Annotated in this window: 18 protein-coding genes and 1 tRNA gene; 8 read left to right on the top strand and 11 right to left on the bottom strand. The window is 70.8% G+C overall.

The window, feature by feature from the left end; translation table 11 throughout:
• Positions 1-39 precede the first annotated feature (39 nt).
• Complete coding sequence (locus J2744_RS13455) at positions 40-633, bottom strand: IMP cyclohydrolase (RefSeq protein WP_210113786.1); 594 nt, start codon at positions 631-633, stop codon at positions 40-42.
• Positions 634-843: 210 nt separating this feature from the next.
• Here J2744_RS13455 and J2744_RS13450 point away from each other — a divergent pair.
• Positions 844-916: transfer RNA gene (locus tag J2744_RS13450), tRNA-Gln, on the top strand.
• Between the two features lie 100 nt (positions 917-1,016).
• On the opposite strand, the gene cgi121 is transcribed toward J2744_RS13450, so the two are convergent.
• From cgi121 to J2744_RS13420, 6 genes are all read right to left on the bottom strand, one after another.
• Positions 1,017-1,610 carry a KEOPS complex subunit Cgi121 gene (cgi121, locus tag J2744_RS13445; RefSeq protein ID WP_210113785.1) on the bottom strand — a complete coding sequence of 198 codons (594 nt, stop codon included), beginning with the start codon at positions 1,608-1,610 and terminating at the stop codon, positions 1,017-1,019.
• Positions 1,607-4,066: an ATP-dependent DNA helicase gene (locus tag J2744_RS13440; protein ID WP_210113784.1), complete on the bottom strand. Its 2,460-nt coding sequence runs from the start codon at positions 4,064-4,066 to the stop codon at positions 1,607-1,609. Before J2744_RS13440 ends, cgi121 begins: the two co-directional genes overlap by 4 nt.
• Before the next feature lie 337 nt (positions 4,067-4,403).
• Positions 4,404-4,646, bottom strand: a complete 243-nt coding sequence (locus J2744_RS13435; protein WP_210113783.1) for a ferredoxin — start codon at positions 4,644-4,646, stop codon at positions 4,404-4,406.
• A 368-nt stretch (positions 4,647-5,014) separates the two neighbouring features.
• Positions 5,015-5,995 (bottom strand): porphobilinogen synthase, encoded by a 981-nt coding sequence (hemB, locus tag J2744_RS13430; RefSeq protein WP_210113782.1) that lies wholly within the window; start codon positions 5,993-5,995, stop codon positions 5,015-5,017.
• A 101-nt stretch (positions 5,996-6,096) separates the two neighbouring features.
• Positions 6,097-6,261 (bottom strand): DUF6757 family protein, encoded by a 165-nt coding sequence (locus J2744_RS13425; RefSeq protein WP_210113781.1) that lies wholly within the window; start codon positions 6,259-6,261, stop codon positions 6,097-6,099.
• Between the two features lie 25 nt (positions 6,262-6,286).
• A complete protein-coding gene (locus J2744_RS13420; protein WP_210113780.1) occupies positions 6,287-7,168 on the bottom strand; it encodes a PHP domain-containing protein in 882 nt (293 codons plus the stop codon).
• 144 nt (positions 7,169-7,312) lie between these two features.
• On the opposite strand from J2744_RS13420, the gene J2744_RS13415 reads away from it, so the two are divergent.
• Positions 7,313-7,597 (top strand): DUF5789 family protein, encoded by a 285-nt coding sequence (locus J2744_RS13415; protein WP_008585525.1) that lies wholly within the window; start codon positions 7,313-7,315, stop codon positions 7,595-7,597.
• 72 nt (positions 7,598-7,669) lie between these two features.
• On the opposite strand, the gene J2744_RS13410 is transcribed toward J2744_RS13415, so the two are convergent.
• Positions 7,670-8,719: a DUF5784 family protein gene (locus tag J2744_RS13410; protein ID WP_210113779.1), complete on the bottom strand. Its 1,050-nt coding sequence runs from the start codon at positions 8,717-8,719 to the stop codon at positions 7,670-7,672.
• A gap of 125 nt (positions 8,720-8,844) precedes the next feature.
• Here J2744_RS13410 and J2744_RS13405 point away from each other — a divergent pair, with 125 nt between their 5' ends.
• Positions 8,845-9,012, top strand: coding sequence for a DUF5786 family protein (locus J2744_RS13405; protein WP_004599209.1), 168 nt, complete (start codon positions 8,845-8,847; stop codon positions 9,010-9,012).
• A gap of 128 nt (positions 9,013-9,140) precedes the next feature.
• On the opposite strand, the gene J2744_RS13400 is transcribed toward J2744_RS13405, so the two are convergent.
• Both J2744_RS13400 and J2744_RS13395 read right to left on the bottom strand, forming a co-directional pair.
• Entirely contained in the window at positions 9,141-9,821 is a 681-nt protein-coding gene (locus J2744_RS13400) for a DUF7530 family protein (RefSeq protein WP_210113778.1), read from the bottom strand.
• Complete coding sequence (locus tag J2744_RS13395; protein WP_210113777.1) at positions 9,818-10,762, bottom strand: NAD(P)H-binding protein; 945 nt, start codon at positions 10,760-10,762, stop codon at positions 9,818-9,820. Before J2744_RS13395 ends, J2744_RS13400 begins: the two co-directional genes overlap by 4 nt.
• A 94-nt stretch (positions 10,763-10,856) precedes the next feature.
• Between J2744_RS13395 and J2744_RS13390 the strand changes: the two genes are divergently transcribed.
• From J2744_RS13390 to J2744_RS13375, 4 genes are all read left to right on the top strand, one after another.
• Positions 10,857-11,771 carry an MBL fold metallo-hydrolase gene (locus J2744_RS13390; RefSeq protein ID WP_210113776.1) on the top strand — a complete coding sequence of 305 codons (915 nt, stop codon included), beginning with the start codon at positions 10,857-10,859 and terminating at the stop codon, positions 11,769-11,771.
• A gap of 97 nt (positions 11,772-11,868) precedes the next feature.
• Positions 11,869-12,474 (top strand): PspA-associated protein PspAB, encoded by a 606-nt coding sequence (pspAB, locus tag J2744_RS13385; RefSeq protein WP_210113775.1) that lies wholly within the window; start codon positions 11,869-11,871, stop codon positions 12,472-12,474.
• Positions 12,475-12,507: 33 nt separating this feature from the next.
• On the top strand, positions 12,508-13,005 hold the full coding sequence (locus J2744_RS13380) for a hypothetical protein (protein WP_210113774.1): 498 nt from the start codon (positions 12,508-12,510) through the stop codon (positions 13,003-13,005).
• On the top strand, positions 13,002-13,634 hold the full coding sequence (locus J2744_RS13375; protein WP_210113773.1) for an IMPACT family protein: 633 nt from the start codon (positions 13,002-13,004) through the stop codon (positions 13,632-13,634). Before J2744_RS13380 ends, J2744_RS13375 begins: the two co-directional genes overlap by 4 nt.
• Before the next feature lie 18 nt (positions 13,635-13,652).
• On the opposite strand, the gene J2744_RS13370 is transcribed toward J2744_RS13375, so the two are convergent.
• Positions 13,653-15,302 carry a DNA-directed DNA polymerase II small subunit gene (locus J2744_RS13370; protein ID WP_210113772.1) on the bottom strand — a complete coding sequence of 550 codons (1,650 nt, stop codon included), beginning with the start codon at positions 15,300-15,302 and terminating at the stop codon, positions 13,653-13,655.
• Between the two features lie 130 nt (positions 15,303-15,432).
• Here J2744_RS13370 and J2744_RS13365 point away from each other — a divergent pair, with 130 nt between their 5' ends.
• Entirely contained in the window at positions 15,433-16,515 is a 1,083-nt protein-coding gene (locus J2744_RS13365) for a S26 family signal peptidase (protein ID WP_210113771.1), read from the top strand.
• The last annotated feature ends 11 nt before the right edge of the window (positions 16,516-16,526 follow it).

Below are 16,526 nucleotides of genomic sequence, written 5' to 3'. Positions count from 1 at the left end.
AGGCGGACGGGCGGTGCCGACGGGGCGGTTCGGCGGCGGTCAGTCGTCGCCGTTGTCGAACGCGAGCGAGACGCCGTCGGTGTCGACGGTCGCGCCCGCGGCACAGACCGGGTGTTCGAGGTCGGCGCCCAGCAGTTCGGTCGCGACCGACGCGGCGTCGGTCGCGGTGAGGTCGTACGGCTCGGGGGAGTCGGTCTCGTAGGTCGCGACCACGGTCGGCTCGTCGACGGTCTCGACGAGCAGCGCGTCGCGGCGGACGGTGCCGATCGTCGCCGACTCCGCGCCGACGACGCCGGCGACGCGGGGCGTGTCGTAGTCGTCCTTCTCGAAGTCGAGCGCGAGCAGCGCCGACGCGAGCGCGTCGCGGGCGGGGTACCCCCGTTCGAGCTTCTCCGCGATCGGGTCGACGTGCGAGCCGTTTCCGAGGACCGCCAGCGGCTCCCCGGTCGGGGTCTCGACCGCTCGCGCGCAGTTGTACGAGACGTAGGGGTTGTCGGTCTCCGGCGCGTCCGGCGTCGGGCCGACGGTGAGCGTCCCGCCGCGGTCGCGGACGCGGCGGTTCGGGAACGAGCGCGAGGAGACGCGATAGCCGCCGATCCCGGGCGCGACGACGACGAATCGTCCGACGTACATACAGCTTCGTGCGGATTGGGTCGTGTAAAGCGCATCGATGTACGCACGAACGCGATCCGACGGCGGCGCGGTTCGATCGGGTCGCCGGCGAGGCGACCGCGACCTCGACAGCGACGGCCACCGCCGGCGCGGGGCGACACCGTCAACCGATCGCACGGCGGCCGCAACGCGCAACGCTTACAAACACGTACTGGCTATCGGTGAGTACGCAGTCCATTGGGGTAGTGGCCAATCCTGTTGCCTTCTGGGGGCAACGACCCTGGTTCGAATCCAGGATGGACTACTTCTGCCGTCTTCGCTTCGGCTGGAACCGATAGGTGCCCCTGTCCCGCGGTTTCCAGTTGAAACGAAGGGGTGTGGGCCGTCGGTTCGCGAACCCGTCGTCACTTCTCGACGTCCAGCAGCGCGACGCGCTCGCGAACCAGATCGGCGAGGTCGCCGTTCGTCGCGGCGAGTTCGCGGTCGGTGACGCCGTAGAACTCGCGGACGCGGGTCTCGTCGAATCCGACTCCGATCGCGTCGCCGTCGGAGTCGTCAGCCGAATCGACGGCGAGCGCGTGGATCGCCTCGCTCGCCGCGTCGAGGTCCGCGGCCGATCGGTCGGAGCCGGACACGTCGCCGAAGTCGGCGAGGAGAACGACCGCGGCGCGCTCGCCCTCCGAGACGCCGAGTTCGAGGGCGCGGTCTATCTGCCGGCTCCCGGCCGCGTACAGCATGATCTCGACGCCGGGGTCGCGCGCGACCGCCTCGCTGCGAGCGATCGCCCGCGCGGCGAGGCGCGCCGCCTCGCGGAGCTGCGTCGCCGAGACGACGAGATCGGCGTCGAACGCCTGGACGACCGCGCCGGTCTCCGCGGCGACCTCGTCGAGGTCGGCGAGGAACGCGTCGAGGTCGTCGATCGCGAAGGTTCCGGCGACGAGGCGGACCGCGGGGTCGGGCGCCGGCGCCCCGTCGGCGTCGACCGGAAGGTCCGTCACCCGAAATCACCCAGACTGGCCTGTCCGTCGCCGTCGCCGTCGGCGTCCGCGCCGGCGGTCGCCGCCGCCGAGGCCGACCGATCGGGGTCGACGCCGTCGAGCGAGGGGTCCTCGCGGCCGGCGTTCTCCAGGATCCGCTCGGCGGTGCGCTCGCGGCCGCGGAGTGCGCCCAGCACGACCGCCTTGTCGGCCTCCCGGAGGTCCGCGCGGCTCTCGATGCCGGCCTCGTAGAGGCGGCGGGCGCGCTTGCGACCGACGTTCCGGACGCCCGCCAGATCGAGCAGCTCCTCGCGGACCCCGTACTCCAGCCGCTTGCGGGCCTCGCGCACCTGAACGACCACGTCGCCGTCGATACCCTCGACGTCGCCCGCGAGCGTCTCCGCCGCCCGGAGGAGCCACTCGGCGGTGTCGACCTTCCCGCGGATGTCGCCCGGGCCGACACCGTAGCGCTCCGCGATCCGGTCTTCGTCCACCTCGTTCGCCCAGTCTTCGAGGAGCCGGGCCGTCTTCAGCGCGGCGAGCCAGTCCTCGAACCGCACGTCCTCGTACTCGGAGGGCACGTCGCCGAGGAACTCCGTCTCGCGCTCGTAGCAGACCTCGGTGTACTCCTCGCGGTCGCCGGACTTGAGGTACAGCTCGTAGGTGTCCGGGGTCCGGCTGACGAGGTGGTAGAGACCGAGGGGGGTGACCGCGGGACCGGTGTTGGGGTCGCCGGATTCCGCCTCCCCGGTATCCCCGTCGGCGTCGCCCGCCTCGTCGCCCGTTCGGGTGTACGTCGTGAATCCGGCGTCCTCGCCGTCGGCCGCAGCGTCGTCCGCCGGAACGAAGTCGCCGCCTTCGGCGTCGGGTGTCGCGCCCGCGCCGTCGACGACGGTCCGGAGCCCGTCGAGTATCTCGGCCGCGCTCATCGGGTCGAGGTAGAGCCGCGAGACCGTGTGGCCGATCCCGGTCGCGGCGAGGCCCTCGCTCCCCCCGTCGCGGTCGCGCTCGACGAAGCCGTTGACTTCGAGGTAGTCGAGGACGGTGTCGGTGACCGCGGCGAGGCGGCCCTCGTCGTCGGTCTGGGCCGCGTAGAGGGTGTTATCGAGGAAGGAGAGCAGCCCCTCGCGGGTGGCGGCGAAGCCGGAGGCGACGGTGGCGAGAACGTGGGTCCGGAGGGCGGGTTCGGCCGCGAGCTTCGAACGGACCGGTTCGGCCTCGGCCCAGACGTACCGGTCGAACAGCTCCTCCTGCGTGTCGGCGTCGTTCGCGAGCAGCACCGCCTCGCCGTAGGGGTCGAGTCCGGGGCGGCCCGCGCGGCCGCACATCTGGTGGACTTCGAGCACGTCGAGCGGTTTCATGCCGCCGAACTCACCGTCGTAGCGGCGCCAGTCGCGCACGATCACCCGGCGGGCGGGCGTGTTGACGCCGGCGGCGAGCGTCGGCGTCGCGGAGACGCACTTGATCAGCCGGTCGCGGAACGCGTCCTCGATCAGGCTCCGGTGCTCGCTCGCGAGGCCGGCGTGGTGGAACGCCGACCCCTGCTCGACCGCGTCCGCGAGGTCCTCGGAGGTGTCGGTGTCGGAGACGCCGCGGATCTCCTCGGCGAGGTCGCGGAGGCGGTCACGCTCGTCGCCGGTCAGTCTGGGGGCGGTGACCTCGCCCAGCTTCCGGGCCGACGACTCCGCGTTGCGCCGGGAGTTGACGAAGACGAGCGAGGAGCCGCCCTGCCCGTCCTCCTCCGTGTCGAGGGCGTCGGCGACGAGCTTCGCGGTCTGATCCGCGCCGCGCTCGACGGGCACCTCGCGCTGGCTCCCGTCGTCGAAGTTGATCGCGTTGCCGAAGTGGACGCCCGTCCGGAGTTCGATGGGGCGCCAGTCGGACTCGACGAGCTCGGCATCGAGCCAGTCGGCGATGACGTCCGCGTTGCCGACGGTCGCCGAGAGCGCGACGGTCTGGAGTCCGGGGTTCACCTTGCGGAGCTTCGCGAGGGTGACTTCGAGGGTGGGACCGCGGTGCGAGTCGTCGACGAGGTGGACCTCGTCGCTGACGACGCAGGTGAGGTCGTCGATCCACGGCGCGCCGTTGCGGATCAGCGAGTCCACCTTCTCCGAGGTGGCGACGATGACGTCGCGGCTCGCGAGCCACTCGCCGTCGGAGTCGTAGTTGCCGGTGGAGACGCCGACCGTGACGCCGAACTCCTCCCAGCGCTCGAACTCGGCCTTCTTCTCGCTGGCGAGCGCGCGTAGCGGGACGATGTAGAGGGCCTTGCCGCCGCGCTCGATGGAGGAGAGCATCGCCAGCTCGGCGATCAGCGTCTTGCCGGAGGCCGTCGGGACCGCCGCGACGAGGCTCTCGCCGTCGGCCACGCCCGCCTCGACGGCCGCCTCCTGGGGCGGGTACAGCTCCGCGACGCCCTCCGCTTCGAGCGCCTCGCCGACGCCCGCGGGGAGGCCGGCAAGCGAACTCGGTTCCATTACCGGAGCCTGGGCGCCGACCCGATTTAAACCGTCGGAACACGGCGGTGAGGGGAGCGAGTGGGCGCGGCCGCGACCGTCGACGGCGACGTACATCTTATAAACCGATCCGCGGTGGCGCGCGCCTCCGAGCGGCCGCCCCCGGCGGGCGCGAGGAGCGCGTGCGAGGGAGTCGGCCGACCGGAGGGAGGCCGACGAGGTTGGGGAGGTGTGAGGTGCGGTCGCCGTGCGGGGCGGGATCCGAAGGGGCGGCCGGGAGGCGGGGCTTCGACGGCGTTCACCCGGATCGATACACCAGCACCGGTTTGTCAGCAACTAACCGATCGCACGGAAGCGCTCACACCACCTGTTCGCCGTCGTCCTCGTACACCTCGATGGCGTCGACCGGGCACGAGCGCGCCGCGAACTTCGCGTCGAGTTCCTCGTCGTCGGGTACCTCGACGACGAACAGGTCCTCCGATTCCTCCTCGCTCCCGTTTAAGTCGGCCTTCCCGTCGTTCAGGTCCTTCTCGAAGGCGTCCCACTCGGCGACGCACTGGAACATCCCGACGCAGGTGTCGCGGTCGAACTCGACGTACATGGCTCCCGGTTCGGCGAGCCGATACAAAGCGGTGACGACGAGCGGCGCGGAGCTTCAGCGGGTGTGAAAACGGGTCGGCGGCGACTCCGGTGCTCCCGCTGGGTTCGTCGCCGGCGCTTCGCGCCGGCTGCCAGAGGGACCTTCGGTCCCTCCCGCGGGAACGCACCGCTCCGCACAGCACCTCACGCCTCCCCAGCCTCGTCGCTCGCTGCTCGCGGTTTCACCGCTCGCGATCGAGGTGCTCGCTTCGCTCGCACCTCGCACCGCTCGCGACTCCCTCGCGCGTGCGGTTCGCGCCCTTCGGGCGCTCACCGGCACGCGCCATAGTGGATAAATAAACGAGCGCGTCGACTCCCGCTCGGTTCGATTTATAGGTGTTCGGCCACGTCCTCGGCGAAGTAGGTGATGATCAGGTCCGCGCCCGCGCGCTTGAGCGCGGTGAGCGATTCGAGGGCGGTCGCCTCCAGGTCGAGCCACCCCTTCTCCGCGGCGGCGTGGAGCATCGCGTACTCACCGGAGACGTTGTACGCGGCGATGGGGCGGTCGAACTCCCGGCGCAGGTCGCCGACGATGTCGAGGTACGGGAGGCCGGGCTTCACCATCAGCACGTCGGCGCCCTGCTCGGCGTCGAGTCGGGCCTCCCGGAGCGCCTCGCGGCGGTTCGCGGGGTCCATCTGGTAGTGCCGGCGGTCGCCGAACGCGGGCGCGCCGTCGGCCGCGTCGCGGAACGGGCCGTAGAAGGCGGACTCGTACTTCGCGGCGTAGCTCAGGATGGCCACGTCCTCGTGGCCCGCGGCGTCGAGCGCCTCGCGGATCGCCTTCACCTGTCCGTCGGTCATCGCCGAGGGGGCGACCACGTCCGCGCCCGCGGCGGCCTGCGAGACCGCGGTGCGCGCGAGCAGGTCGAGCGTCTCGTCGTTCTTGACGGTGAGCGTCGGGTCCGACTCGGCGGTCTCCTCGATGACGCCGCAGTGACCGTGGTCGGTGTACTCGCAGAGGCAGACGTCGCCGATGACGGTGGCGTCCGTCTCCGCGTCGATCCGCCGGATCGCGCGCTGGACGACGCCGTCGTCGGCGTACGCCCGGCTCCCGGACGCGTCCTTCGACTCGGGGACGCCGAAGAGGATGACGGACTCGACGCCCGTCTCGCGGATCTCGGCGACGCGGTCGACCGCCTCGTCGACCGGGACGCGCTCGTGGCCGGGCATCGTCTCGATGGGAACGTGCTCGTCGGTCGTCGCGTCGACGAAGACGGGCGCGACGAGGTCCGACGCCGAGAGGTCGGTCTCGGCGACGAGCGGGCGAACGCCGTCGGTCCGGAGTCGGCGCGGCCGGTCGGTGAGGTCCATGCCGACCGGTTGGTCCCGGGCGGACTTTTAGCGTTCGTCTCGGTCGCAAGCGACTCGGCCCGGCCCGGAGGTCGCTCGGCGGAGGGGAGCCAGCCGCCGCGCTACTCCGACGACTCGATGTCGATCCGGTCGCGAAGCTCCGCGAGCTCGTCCGACTCCGCGAGCTCCTCGACCCGCTGTTTGAAGTGGGTCTCGCAGAGCCCGACGACCACGCCGCGCTGCTCCGCCTCGTACGTGGCCTCCCGGTCGCAGTAGTGACACCGCATGCGCGACACTCCGGCCGGCGCGGGCTTAACGCTGTTCGTCGGGCGCCGCGGCGGGGGCGTCCTCGGCCGCGAACTCCTCGACCGAGACCGGCTCGGGCAGTCGCTCGCGGACGGGTTCGAACGCCGACCTCGTCAGCCCCGCCTCGCCGAGCGTCCGCTCGTGGGCGTCCGTCCCGCCCGTCCTGAGCAGGTCGCTCTCGGCGGCGACGCGGTCGATCCGCGCGTCGTCGACGGCGCGGCCGTACGGGTAGAAGCGCTCGACCGCGTCGATGGCGGGCGACTCACGGGCGACGGCGAGCGCCTCGTCGACGCGCTCGTACCGGAACGGGTGGGCGAGTCCGACGAGCGCGCAGGCGTCCGCGAGCAGGTCGAGGCCCTCGTCGAGCGGCGTCACCTCGCGCGCGACGTAGCAGGGACCGTCGTTCCCGATCAGCTCGTCGAACGCCCCCGCGTAGTCGTACGGCGCGTCGGACTCGTCGATGGCCCGGGCGATGTGCGGTCGCCCGAGGCCGGCCCGGGGTTCGAGGTCGAGGTCGACACCGAGCCGCTCCTCGACCGCGTCGAGGATGGCGGCGCCGCGCTCCCGGCGGTCGCGCTGGAGGCGGTCGGTCTCCGCGTCGAGCGCGTCGGTGTGTTCGACGCCGTAGCCGAGGAGGTCGAGCCGCTCGAAGCCGGCGTCGACCCGGAGTTCGATCCCGCGGACGATCCGGACGCCGTCGCGCTCGACGACCGGCGCGTCGAGACCCGGGTGGATCCGGTCGTGGTCGGTGACGGCGACCCAGTCGACGTCGGCCTCGCGCGCCGCGGCCGGCACCTCGTCGAGGGTCAGCGTGCCGTCCGAAACGGTCGTGTGCGCGTGGAGGTCGGCGACGACGGGACCGTCGGGAGGGGCGGAATCGGCGGACATAGACGTGAACAGGCGTGCCCGACACTAAGCGGCGGCGGTTCGGAGCGAGCCGTTCGGTCCAATATAAGGCGGTATAAGGTATCCCCTCCGACTAAGGTCGTACATGGACAATCATTAAGAACCATCGGCGGTTTCCACTCGTTGATGCGCTTGAACGGCGTCGACGACCGACTCGAACGGCACCAGTACCCGACCACCTCTGAGGAGATCATCGCGGCTCACGGCAACGCGACCGTAGAGCTCGCGAACGGGTCCGAGCGGCTCGGCGACGTCTTAGAGCGGTTCGGCGACCAGACGTTCGAGGACGCGGAGGACGTGTTCACCACGCTCCGGGCCGGCGTCTGTCACCGCGGCGTCGGTCGGCGGTTCTACTCGGACCGCGACCCGACCACCGACGCGGAGGACGGACCCTCGCCGGTCTCGTTCTGACGCCGCGAACCGCGCGGAGTCCGCACACCGTTCTTTCGAAGCCCGACCGCGGAGCGCCGCCGCTCCGCGAGGCTACGAGAGGCCGTCGACGACGCCGGAGAGGTCGAGCGGGACGGACCCCTTTCGATACCCCTCGACCGAACCGTCCGGCTCGGCGCGGTACACGACCGCGGGCTTGTGACGGACCGCGGGTTCGGCCGCGCGCACCGCGGCCCACTCGTCCGTCGGGAACGACGAGCAGTCGACGAACAGGGTGACGCCGCCGGCGTGGGCCGCGAGCTGTCCGCTCGTCTTCGTCTCGGCGGTGTCGCGGACGGCCGCGACGGGGTCGTTCGCCGAGCGCCCCGAGGTCGGCTGCGGGCGCGTCACCTCGACGAGTTCGCCGGCGCCCGTCTCGGGGTCGGTCGCGCGGAAGTCGAGCGAGTGCCCGGTCGTCACTTCGATTTCGGGAGTGATATCGTACCCCGCCTCCGTGAGGATCCGGGCCGCGGTGAACTCGGCGATGGCCGCGCTCATCCGGACGAGATCCGTCGAGGCGGAGGTGCCGAGCTTCCCGGCCATCGTCTCGCGGTAGTCGTCGAGCACCCCCGGCCGCAGCGTCTTCTCGACGAATCCGGTCCCGGCCTCGCGGGTCGCGTCCGGGAACCCGGCTGCGTGGTCGCGAAAGAACGCCCGGCTCGTCGCCGCGCCGTCCTTCGAGCAGAACACGGGGAGGAAGTACCACGAGACGTGTGGGTAGTCGGTCAGCCACGGCTCGTCGTCGTGGAGTCCGGCGAGTAGCTCCCGCTGTGCCCACCGCGAGACCGGGTACGGCGCCTCGTCGAACCCGTACTTCTCCGTCCGCCACAGCTCGCTCGGCGTCTCCGTGTTCCCGAGCCAGTATCCGACCGGCCCGCCGTCGGCGCCGGGCGGGGGGTCGGCGTCGTCGTCGGTCCAGCAGAACAGCGCGAACGACCCGTCGTCCATGTCGAACCGGCGCGCCTCGTAGTCCGGCGGCGGCGCGAACCACGGGTCGCCGGCGGCCGCTCCGAGGTTCTCGTCGAGGGGGCGGCCGATCTGCGACCGGACGCGGTCCGGACTCCACCGGCCGGGCGAGCGCCTGAAGCGGAGCGGTTGTGCCACGGGCGTACGGTGTCACGCCGCGAGGTTAATCGATCCGGTGAACGGAGGGGAATCGTTCACGGCTTATGATACTTTTGCCGACAGGTATATAACAGGAAACGGCCAAGTGTGGGTGTACCATGTCAATGGGTGCCTATGACGAGGCCGAACACGAGCGTCGCGAGAAGAAGACCAGCGAAGTCGACGCCGACTTCGACGCGGAGCGGCCCGAGTACTCCGGTTCCTTGACCTACGACTCGGGCGACTCCACGGAGGCACTCCTCGACAAGTTCGAAGAGCTTCAGGGGAAGTGACGCGGCCGCGGCGACGCCGCGCCTTCTGACTCCGTTCTCGAAACCCGGATAGCGACGCGTCGCGAAGGCGGCTCGGCTGCCGACCGCGACGACGCGCGGGTAGCGACGGCTCTCACGAGCGACGGCGCTTAGGTGAGCCAGATCGCCACCGTACAGACGACCGCGACAGCGGCGACGTGGCCGACGACCGCACCGAGCAGCACGGGTTCGGTGAGCAGGAACGGCACGAGCGCGAGTTGGACCGCCGAGAAGCCGATGTTCTCGGCGTCGAGCCGCCTGACCGTCGCCCGCTCGTCGGGCGGAAGGTCGACGTGGACCGCGCGCCACAGCGCGACGACGGCGCTCCACCACGAGGTGCCGATGCGGTACGTCAGGTCCCAGAGGACGAGCAGGGTGAGGTAGACGACGGGGAGCGGCGGCTCCGGCCCGAACAGCCGGTCGATGAGCGTCGGTCCCGCGGCCCCGTCCCACGCGAACAGGTACGTCACCAGCGCGATGAACGCCAGCACGCCCAACACGATCTCGATGCTCGACCCGAACAGCAGGCGCTTGTGTTCCGCCGGCGTCCCGAGCAGCCGGTTTTTGGCTCCGAGCCGGTGCATCTCGACGCTACCGACCGCCGCGACGACGACCGCGACCGTCCCGGCGGCCACGGCGTCCCAGGTCCCGTAGTACCAGCCGAGCGCCACCACGCCGACCTCAAAGATCGCGAACTGGAGCGCGACCGCCAAGGTGCGGGAGATACCGAGTCCGGGGATCCCGCCGACGAGGCTCTCGTACACCCACGTCTCGCCGTAGTCGCGGCTCACGGTGAGACCCCGGGCAGCGCGCTCAGCCGCGACTTCTCGGCGTTGCGCGACTCGGTCAGCGCCCGTGCGACCGCGAGTTCGAACGGAGTGCGGTCGACGGACACGAGCTCCCGGATCCGGTCGTCCTCGACGATCACGGTGTTCCGGAGCCCCTCCACCAGCGAGCGGGCGAGGTAGGGGTTCACGTCGGTGACGAGTCTGAGCCACCGGGCCGACAGCTCCGGACTCAACACCGGCACCCTGACGATCCGGAGCCCGCCGCCGAGCTGTCGCCGGGTCCGGCGGAGGATCTCGGCGTAGGTCAACACCTCCGGGCCGCCGATCTCGAAGGTCTCGCCCGCGGTCTCGGGGACGCCGAGGACCCCGGCGAGGTACGCGACCACGTCGGCTATCGCGATCGGCTGGCACAGCGTGTCGACCCACTTCGGGGTGACCATCACCGGGAGCCGCCGCGCCAGCCCGGCGATGACCTCGAAGCTGGCGCTGCCGGCCCCGATGATGATCGCGGCCCGGAGCGTCGTGAGCGCCGGGGTTCCCTCCCCGAGGATCCGTTCGACCTCGCGCCGGGACCGGAGGTGTTCGGAGAGGTCCTCGCGGTCCTCGCCCAGCCCGCCGAGGTAGACGAGCCGGTCGATCCCCGCGGCCGACGCGGCCTCGGCGAAGTTCCTCGCGCAGTTGCGGTCGCGCTCCTCGTACCCCGGGCCGCCGTCCATCGAGTGGACGAGGTAGTACGCGGCGTCGACCGGCTCTCCGTCGATCTCGAACGCGGGCGGAAGCGTCTCCGGTTCCAGGAGGTCGCCCTCGACGACGGTGACGCCGTCGGGTGCCGCGTAGCCGTCGGCGTCGCGGACGAGCGCGACCACGTCGTGGCCGCGCGCGAGGAGCGTCGGGACGAGTCGGCTCCCGACGAACCCGGTCGCGCCGGTGACGAGCACTCGCATACCGTTCCCTCGGACGGGACGACAATAAGCCCCTGCCCGCGCGGATCGGCTCGCGGACCGATCGCTAGAAGTGCCCCCGGGTTCCTCGTCCGGTATGCGCGCAGGCGAGTTCGAACCGGTTCGCGGCGTCGACGACCTGTACGTCCACGACACCGGCATGTTCGACACCGACGAGTACGGCGCCGTCTACGTGTACGACGCCGAGCGACCGATCGTGATCGACACCGGGACGGGCGCGAACCGGGAGGCCCTCTTCGAGACCATCGAGGCGATCGGAATCGACCGCGAGGAGCTCGCGTGGATCCTCCCGACCCACGCTCACCTCGACCACGCCGGGGGGACGGGGTACCTCGCGGAGCGCTACCCGAACGCGGCAGTTCGAGTGCCCGAAAAGGGCGTCCGCCACCTCGTCGACCCCGGGGCCCTCGTCGCCGGCACCAAGTCGGCGGTCGAAGAGCAGTGGGAGTACTACGCGGAGCCGAAGCCGGTCCCCGACGACCGGATCGAGGGGGTGAGCGAGGGCGATCGGATCGATCTGGGCGACCGCAAGCTCGTCGTCCACGAGGCGCCCGGCCACGCCCCCCACCACGCGGTCTACCACGATCCCGACGCGGAGGTCGTGTTCTCGGCCGACGCCGCGGGGATCTACGTCCCCGAGATCGACGCGGTGACTCCGACCTCGCCGCCGCCGCAGTTCGACTTCGAGCAGTGTCTCGACGACATCCGCCTGATCGAGGACCTCGACCCCGATACCGTCTGTTTCGGCCACTTCGGACCGCGGGACTGCGACGCGGACCTGATCGGCGAGGCGAAGCGGGCGTACGTCGAGTGGGTCGAACGAGTCCGAGAGAAGCGCGCCGAACTCGACGACGACGAGGCGGTCGTCGACCACTTCGAGGCGGCGAGCCGCGACATCGACTACTGGAACCCGGAGCGGGCGCGCGCGAACACGAGCCTGAACACGCGCGGCGTGTTGACGTACCTCGACCGCGTGGACGACGAGGAGTGACTCGCCGGCGGCGACGCGGCGGTCCGGCGAGACGCGGCGGCGACGCGGACCCGTCGAGAGAAACGCCCTAAACCCCGCCGCCCGTAGCCCCACCCAGATGGGCATCTTCGACACGATCCGGGCCGTGCTCGGGACCAGCGCCGAGACCGACGCGACCCGCGAGGCGGACCCCGAGGACCTCTTCGGGATGTCGACCGCGTACATGACGATGGAGGCGGACCTCGGCTACGACCACTGCGGCGAGGCCGCGCTGTGTTTCTCGGGCGTGGACAGCACCCGTTTCGACGACGCGGTCGGAACCGTCGAGGCGATCTTAGAGGCCGGCGAGATCGACACCGGGACGGGGTTCCACCGCCACGAGGACGACCACGGCTACCAGTGGTTCGTCCTCGAAGACGACGACCCCGAGGACCTGGTGACGAGCGTCCACTTCGCGGCCGACCAGTTCATCGAGGATGGGTTCGGGTCGCGGCTGCTCGCCGCCGTCTTCGGCTTCGAGCGCGACGGTACGGACGCCTACTGGATCTACTCGTTCCGGCGCGGGGCGTACTACCCGTTCTCCCCGAAGGGGACGAGCGACCGGAACCAGCAGGTCGAGTTCAAGCTCCAGTCGGTCCTCGACGGCGAGCTGGGCCTGGAGGACGACGAGTCCTACTGGTACCCGCTGTGGCCCGACGCGCGCGGTAACCACCCGTGGGAATAAGATGTCGCGGCGCGGGAACGAGGGGTCACGGGAATGACGGGTGAGTCCGCGAGAGAGGCGTCAGAGGGACGGAACACGCCGAGAAAGCGGATCCTCCGCGGGATCGCGGTCCAGACCGCGGTCGTCGCCGCGGCGGTCCACCTGCTGTGGGCGTGGCCGCGGCTCGGGTCCCCGCCGGACGCGCGCCCCTACTTCTTCATCGCGGGGAGCGCGCTCGCGGTTGCGGTCGCCGTCGCGACGCTACGCGCGGGTGAGTACCGCCGGCTGTACGCGCTCGGCGCGGGCACGCTCGGGACGTTCCTCGGCGGGTTCCTCGCGTGGCACGGGACGGGCGCGGCCGCGGCGCTCGCCGCGGAGCCGCTGGCGGTCGCCGCGGCGGTCGTCGAGGTCGTCGGCGTCGGCGCCTACCTCGCGCTGTACCGGCTGGCGCCGCCGACGAGCGTCGTCGTCGAGCGCCAGCGGGAGGACGACGCAGAGGTGGCGGAGAAGAGAGCGGAAGAGAAGGAGAAACGAGGGGAGGAGGCGCCGTGACCGACGCGTACCGGACGGTCGCCGAGCGCGCGACCGCGCGGTTCGAGGTCCAGGGGTCGGAGTTCTTCGGGCACGTCGCGCCCGTCGACACGGTCGAGGCGGCGGAGGCGTTCGTCGAGGCGGTTCGGGGCGAGTACGCCGACGCGACCCACAACGTGCCCGCGTACCGGGTCCCCGCGGGCGAGCCGTCGGAGCGCGCACCGGGGTCGGAGCCGATGCTCAGGGAGTACTCGTCGGACGACGGCGAGCCGACCGGCTCGGCGGGCAAGCCCGCGCTGAACGTCCTCCAGCAGCGCGAGGTCCGGAACGTCGTCGCGGTCGTGACCAGGTACTACGGCGGGACGAACCTCGGGGTCGGCGGGCTGGCGCGCGCCTACTCGCGCGCGGTGAAAGAGGCAGTCGACGAGGCCGGCGTGATCGAGGAGCGCCCGCACCGCACCCTCGTCGTCGAGACCGAGTACGACGACTCGGGGACGGTCCGGGGCGTGATCGAGTCGACGGGCGTCGAGTTCGACGCCGACTACGGCGAGCGGGTCCGGTTCGACCTCCGGGTTCCGGTCGCGGAGGTCGAGGCGCTCCGCGAGCGGCTCAACGACGCCACGAGCGGACGGGTCGACATCGACCGCTGACGCGGTCAAGAAATCGGTCTACGAGAACTTCCGAACCGTCATGTCGAGGGTGTCGAGGTCGAGGATGGGCGCGTAGCCGGCGTCGGGGTCGATGTTGACAGACTTCTGGAAGTCGGTCTGGGCCTGCCAGCAGCCGGAGTTGACCGCGAGGACGTTGTGGTACTTTCCCCACCCGAGCTTGTGGACGTGGCCGGTGTGGAACACGTCGGGCACGTCCTCCATGACGAGGTAGTCGCGCTCCTCCGGCGCGACGCGGGTGTGGCCGCCGAACTGCGGCGCGACGTGGCGCTTCTTGAGGAGCTGGTACATCGCCTTGTGCGGCTCGTCGTAGCTCGCCTTCTCCTCGGGCAGCTCCGCGATCACCTCGTCGAGCGAGACGCCGTGGTACATCAGCACCTCGACGCCCTCGACCGAGACGGTGGCGGGGTTCGAGACGATCTGCGCGTCGTGGACGTCCATAATCGACCGGATCTCGTCGTTGAACCCGGGCTGCGGCTCGGCGAGGCGGACCGCGTCGTGGTTGCCCGGGATCATCACGATCTCCGTGTCCGCGGGCACCTCCTTGAGGAGTTCCGCGAAGGCCTCGTACTGCTCGTAGATGTCGACGATCTCCAGCTCCTCGTCCTGGTCGGGGTAGACGCCGACGCCCTCGACCATGTCGCCCGCGAGCAGGAGGTACTCGACCGGGTTGGCCTCGGACGTGTGGAGCCAGTCGGTGAAGGAGTGCCACGCGTCGGCCATGAACTCGTCGCTGCCGACGTGGACGTCGGAGATCAGCGCGGCCTGGACATGGCGGTCCGCCCCGCCGGGGCGGTGGGTTCGGGGCACGTCGGGGAAGTGGAGCGAGTCGGCGAAGAGGATGCCGGCGTCGTCGGCGAGGGTCCCCTCGACCGCGAGACACTCGTCGAGCAGGATCTCGTCGACGACGTCGGCGAGGCCCTTGTCCTTCATCACGAGGGCGGGGAACGTTCCGGTGGTGTCCTCCAGCTCGACGAGCCAGTGGCCGGATTTGGTGGAGCGCACGTCGTTGACCAGCCCGATCATCGCGGCGTCGCTGCCGCCGGGCATGTTCGCGATCGCCTCGGCGGGCCGGTGGTTGACGCGGCCGCGGAGGATCTTCGAGAGCCGCTCGTAGCGGTCGCGGAACGTCGTGACGAAGTCAGAGTACTCGCCGGTTCCCGTGCTGTGCCCGGTCATGTCGTTGCCGACTTCCAGGTCGCGCAGGTCGGGATTGCGGGGAGGTTCGGAGTCGCGAGAGCGTTCGGGATTGGCGGCGAGAGAGTCAGTAGTTTCGGGGTCGGCAGTCGCGGAGGCGTCGGGAGCCGTGGAATCGGGCGATTCGGCGGCCGCAGCAGTTTCGCCGTCCGCCGTCGCGGCCGCGGAGGCCGTCTCGGTCCCTCCGACTCCGTGATCCGTAGACCCCTTCGTTTCGACTGGAGATTGTCCGGTTTCCGCGGGTGAAGCCGCGGATCTCTCGGTGTCAACGGTGGCCTCGCGGACGTGGTCGGCGGTGATCCGGAGGGCCTCGTCCGGGGCGTGGTCGACCGCGGCCGCGACGGCGGCGGCCGGGTCGGCCGCGCCCGCGAGCAGGGTGATCGCCTCGCGCTCGGCGTTGTAGCCGCGCTCGGCGAGGGCTTTCGCGATGCGGGCGTTCGACTCCAGCGGCACGCTACTCGAAACGGGGGTCGCAGCCAAAACCGTTCCGGAGGCGTCGGACTGGGTCGCCGGTCGTGATCCGGAATCGAGGTCGGCCTCCGCACCCGGAAGCTTATGAACGAAACCCGCCAATGCCGTCGTAATGGACGAAGGGGATCGGCCGACGGACGCGGACGAGTCGGCCGGTCGAGACGAGCGGACGGAAGGCGGGTCCGAGAAGAGTCGCGAGGAATCGAACAGCGAGACGCCAGACGGATCGAACAGCGAGGCGCCAGACGGATCTGACGACAGGGTTCCCGACGGTGACCGCGAGGTCGACGCCGCGGCCGAGACCGGGCCGGTCGGCGAGCCGGATGACCCGACCGAGGAGCGAGACGAACCGGACCTCGCGGCGGAGTCCGGATCCGACGCGGAGGAGGTAGAACCTGACGACAGACCCTCCGACGTCGACGACGCTTCCTCGGACATCGGGGGAGAAACCGTTCCCGAGAGGCGATCTGGGGGTTCCGAAGCGTCGGAGAACGGTGCCGACGAGTCGCTGCTGTACCGGTTCCGTCACGACCGCGACGGCGCGTTGATGTGGCTCCGGGAGATGCTCTCGAGCGTCGGCGTCGTCCTGCTGGTCGGGCTGCTGCTGTTCGGCGTCAGCGGCGTCTGGCCGCCGATGGTGGCCGTCGAGTCGGGTAGCATGGAGCCGAACATGCAGGTCGGCGATCTGGTGTTCGTCACCGAACCCGGACGGCTCGCGCCGGACGCGGCCGAAAACGGCGTCGGCGTCGTGACTCACGAGGCCGGGGAGACGGTCGACTACCGGACGTTCGGATCCTACGGCTCCGTCATGATATACACGCCGCCGGGGCGGACCGGGTCGCCGATCATCCACCGGGCCATGTTCCACGTTACCGAAGGAGAGAACTGGTACGACCGCGCCGACGAGGAGTACCACAACGCCGTCGACTGCGAATCGCTCGCCAACTGTCCGGCGCCCCACGACGGGTACGTCACGCTCGGCGACAACAACGGAGCCTACGACCAGGCCAGCGGTCTCTCGCCGCCGGTCAGGGCCGAGTGGGTCGACGGGGTGGCCCGCCTCCGGGTCCCGTATCTCGGGTACATCCGCCTGATCGCGACTGGGCAGGTGGAGCTGAACGAGGCGATAACGGGGGCGGTCGGAAGCGGCCTTCCGGCGGCGGAATCGGGACTCGTTTCGTCCGCTCCGGCGTAGCACTCGTCGAA

The organism is Halorubrum trapanicum, from assembly GCF_017873555.1.
Lineage (GTDB): Archaea > Halobacteriota > Halobacteria > Halobacteriales > Haloferacaceae > Halorubrum > Halorubrum trapanicum.
Note: the sequence above shows the minus strand (reverse complement) of the source record. Positions and strands in the feature narration are given on the sequence as shown.

Bases quoted from the DNA above. Each gene is read 5' to 3' on its own strand.
- J2744_RS13405 (WP_004599209.1), top strand. From the start codon at position 8,845: ATGGGTGCCTATGACGAGGCCGAACACGAGCGTCGCGAGAAGAAGACC.
- pspAB (WP_210113775.1), top strand. From the start codon at position 11,869: ATGGGCATCTTCGACACGATCCGGGCCGTGCTCGGGACCAGCGCCGAG.
- J2744_RS13395 (WP_210113777.1), bottom strand. From the start codon at position 10,762: ATGCGAGTGCTCGTCACCGGCGCGACCGGGTTCGTCGGGAGCCGACTC.
- J2744_RS13420 (WP_210113780.1), bottom strand. From the start codon at position 7,168: ATGTCCGCCGATTCCGCCCCTCCCGACGGTCCCGTCGTCGCCGACCTC.
- J2744_RS13455 (WP_210113786.1), bottom strand. From the start codon at position 633: ATGTACGTCGGACGATTCGTCGTCGTCGCGCCCGGGATCGGCGGCTAT.
- J2744_RS13380 (WP_210113774.1), top strand. From the start codon at position 12,508: ATGACGGGTGAGTCCGCGAGAGAGGCGTCAGAGGGACGGAACACGCCG.
- J2744_RS13365 (WP_210113771.1), top strand. From the start codon at position 15,433: ATGGACGAAGGGGATCGGCCGACGGACGCGGACGAGTCGGCCGGTCGA.
- J2744_RS13425 (WP_210113781.1), bottom strand. From the start codon at position 6,261: ATGCGGTGTCACTACTGCGACCGGGAGGCCACGTACGAGGCGGAGCAG.
- hemB (WP_210113782.1), bottom strand. From the start codon at position 5,995: ATGGACCTCACCGACCGGCCGCGCCGACTCCGGACCGACGGCGTTCGC.
- J2744_RS13440 (WP_210113784.1), bottom strand. From the start codon at position 4,066: ATGGAACCGAGTTCGCTTGCCGGCCTCCCCGCGGGCGTCGGCGAGGCG.
- J2744_RS13390 (WP_210113776.1), top strand. From the start codon at position 10,857: ATGCGCGCAGGCGAGTTCGAACCGGTTCGCGGCGTCGACGACCTGTAC.
- J2744_RS13415 (WP_008585525.1), top strand. From the start codon at position 7,313: ATGCGCTTGAACGGCGTCGACGACCGACTCGAACGGCACCAGTACCCG.
- J2744_RS13435 (WP_210113783.1), bottom strand. From the start codon at position 4,646: ATGTACGTCGAGTTCGACCGCGACACCTGCGTCGGGATGTTCCAGTGC.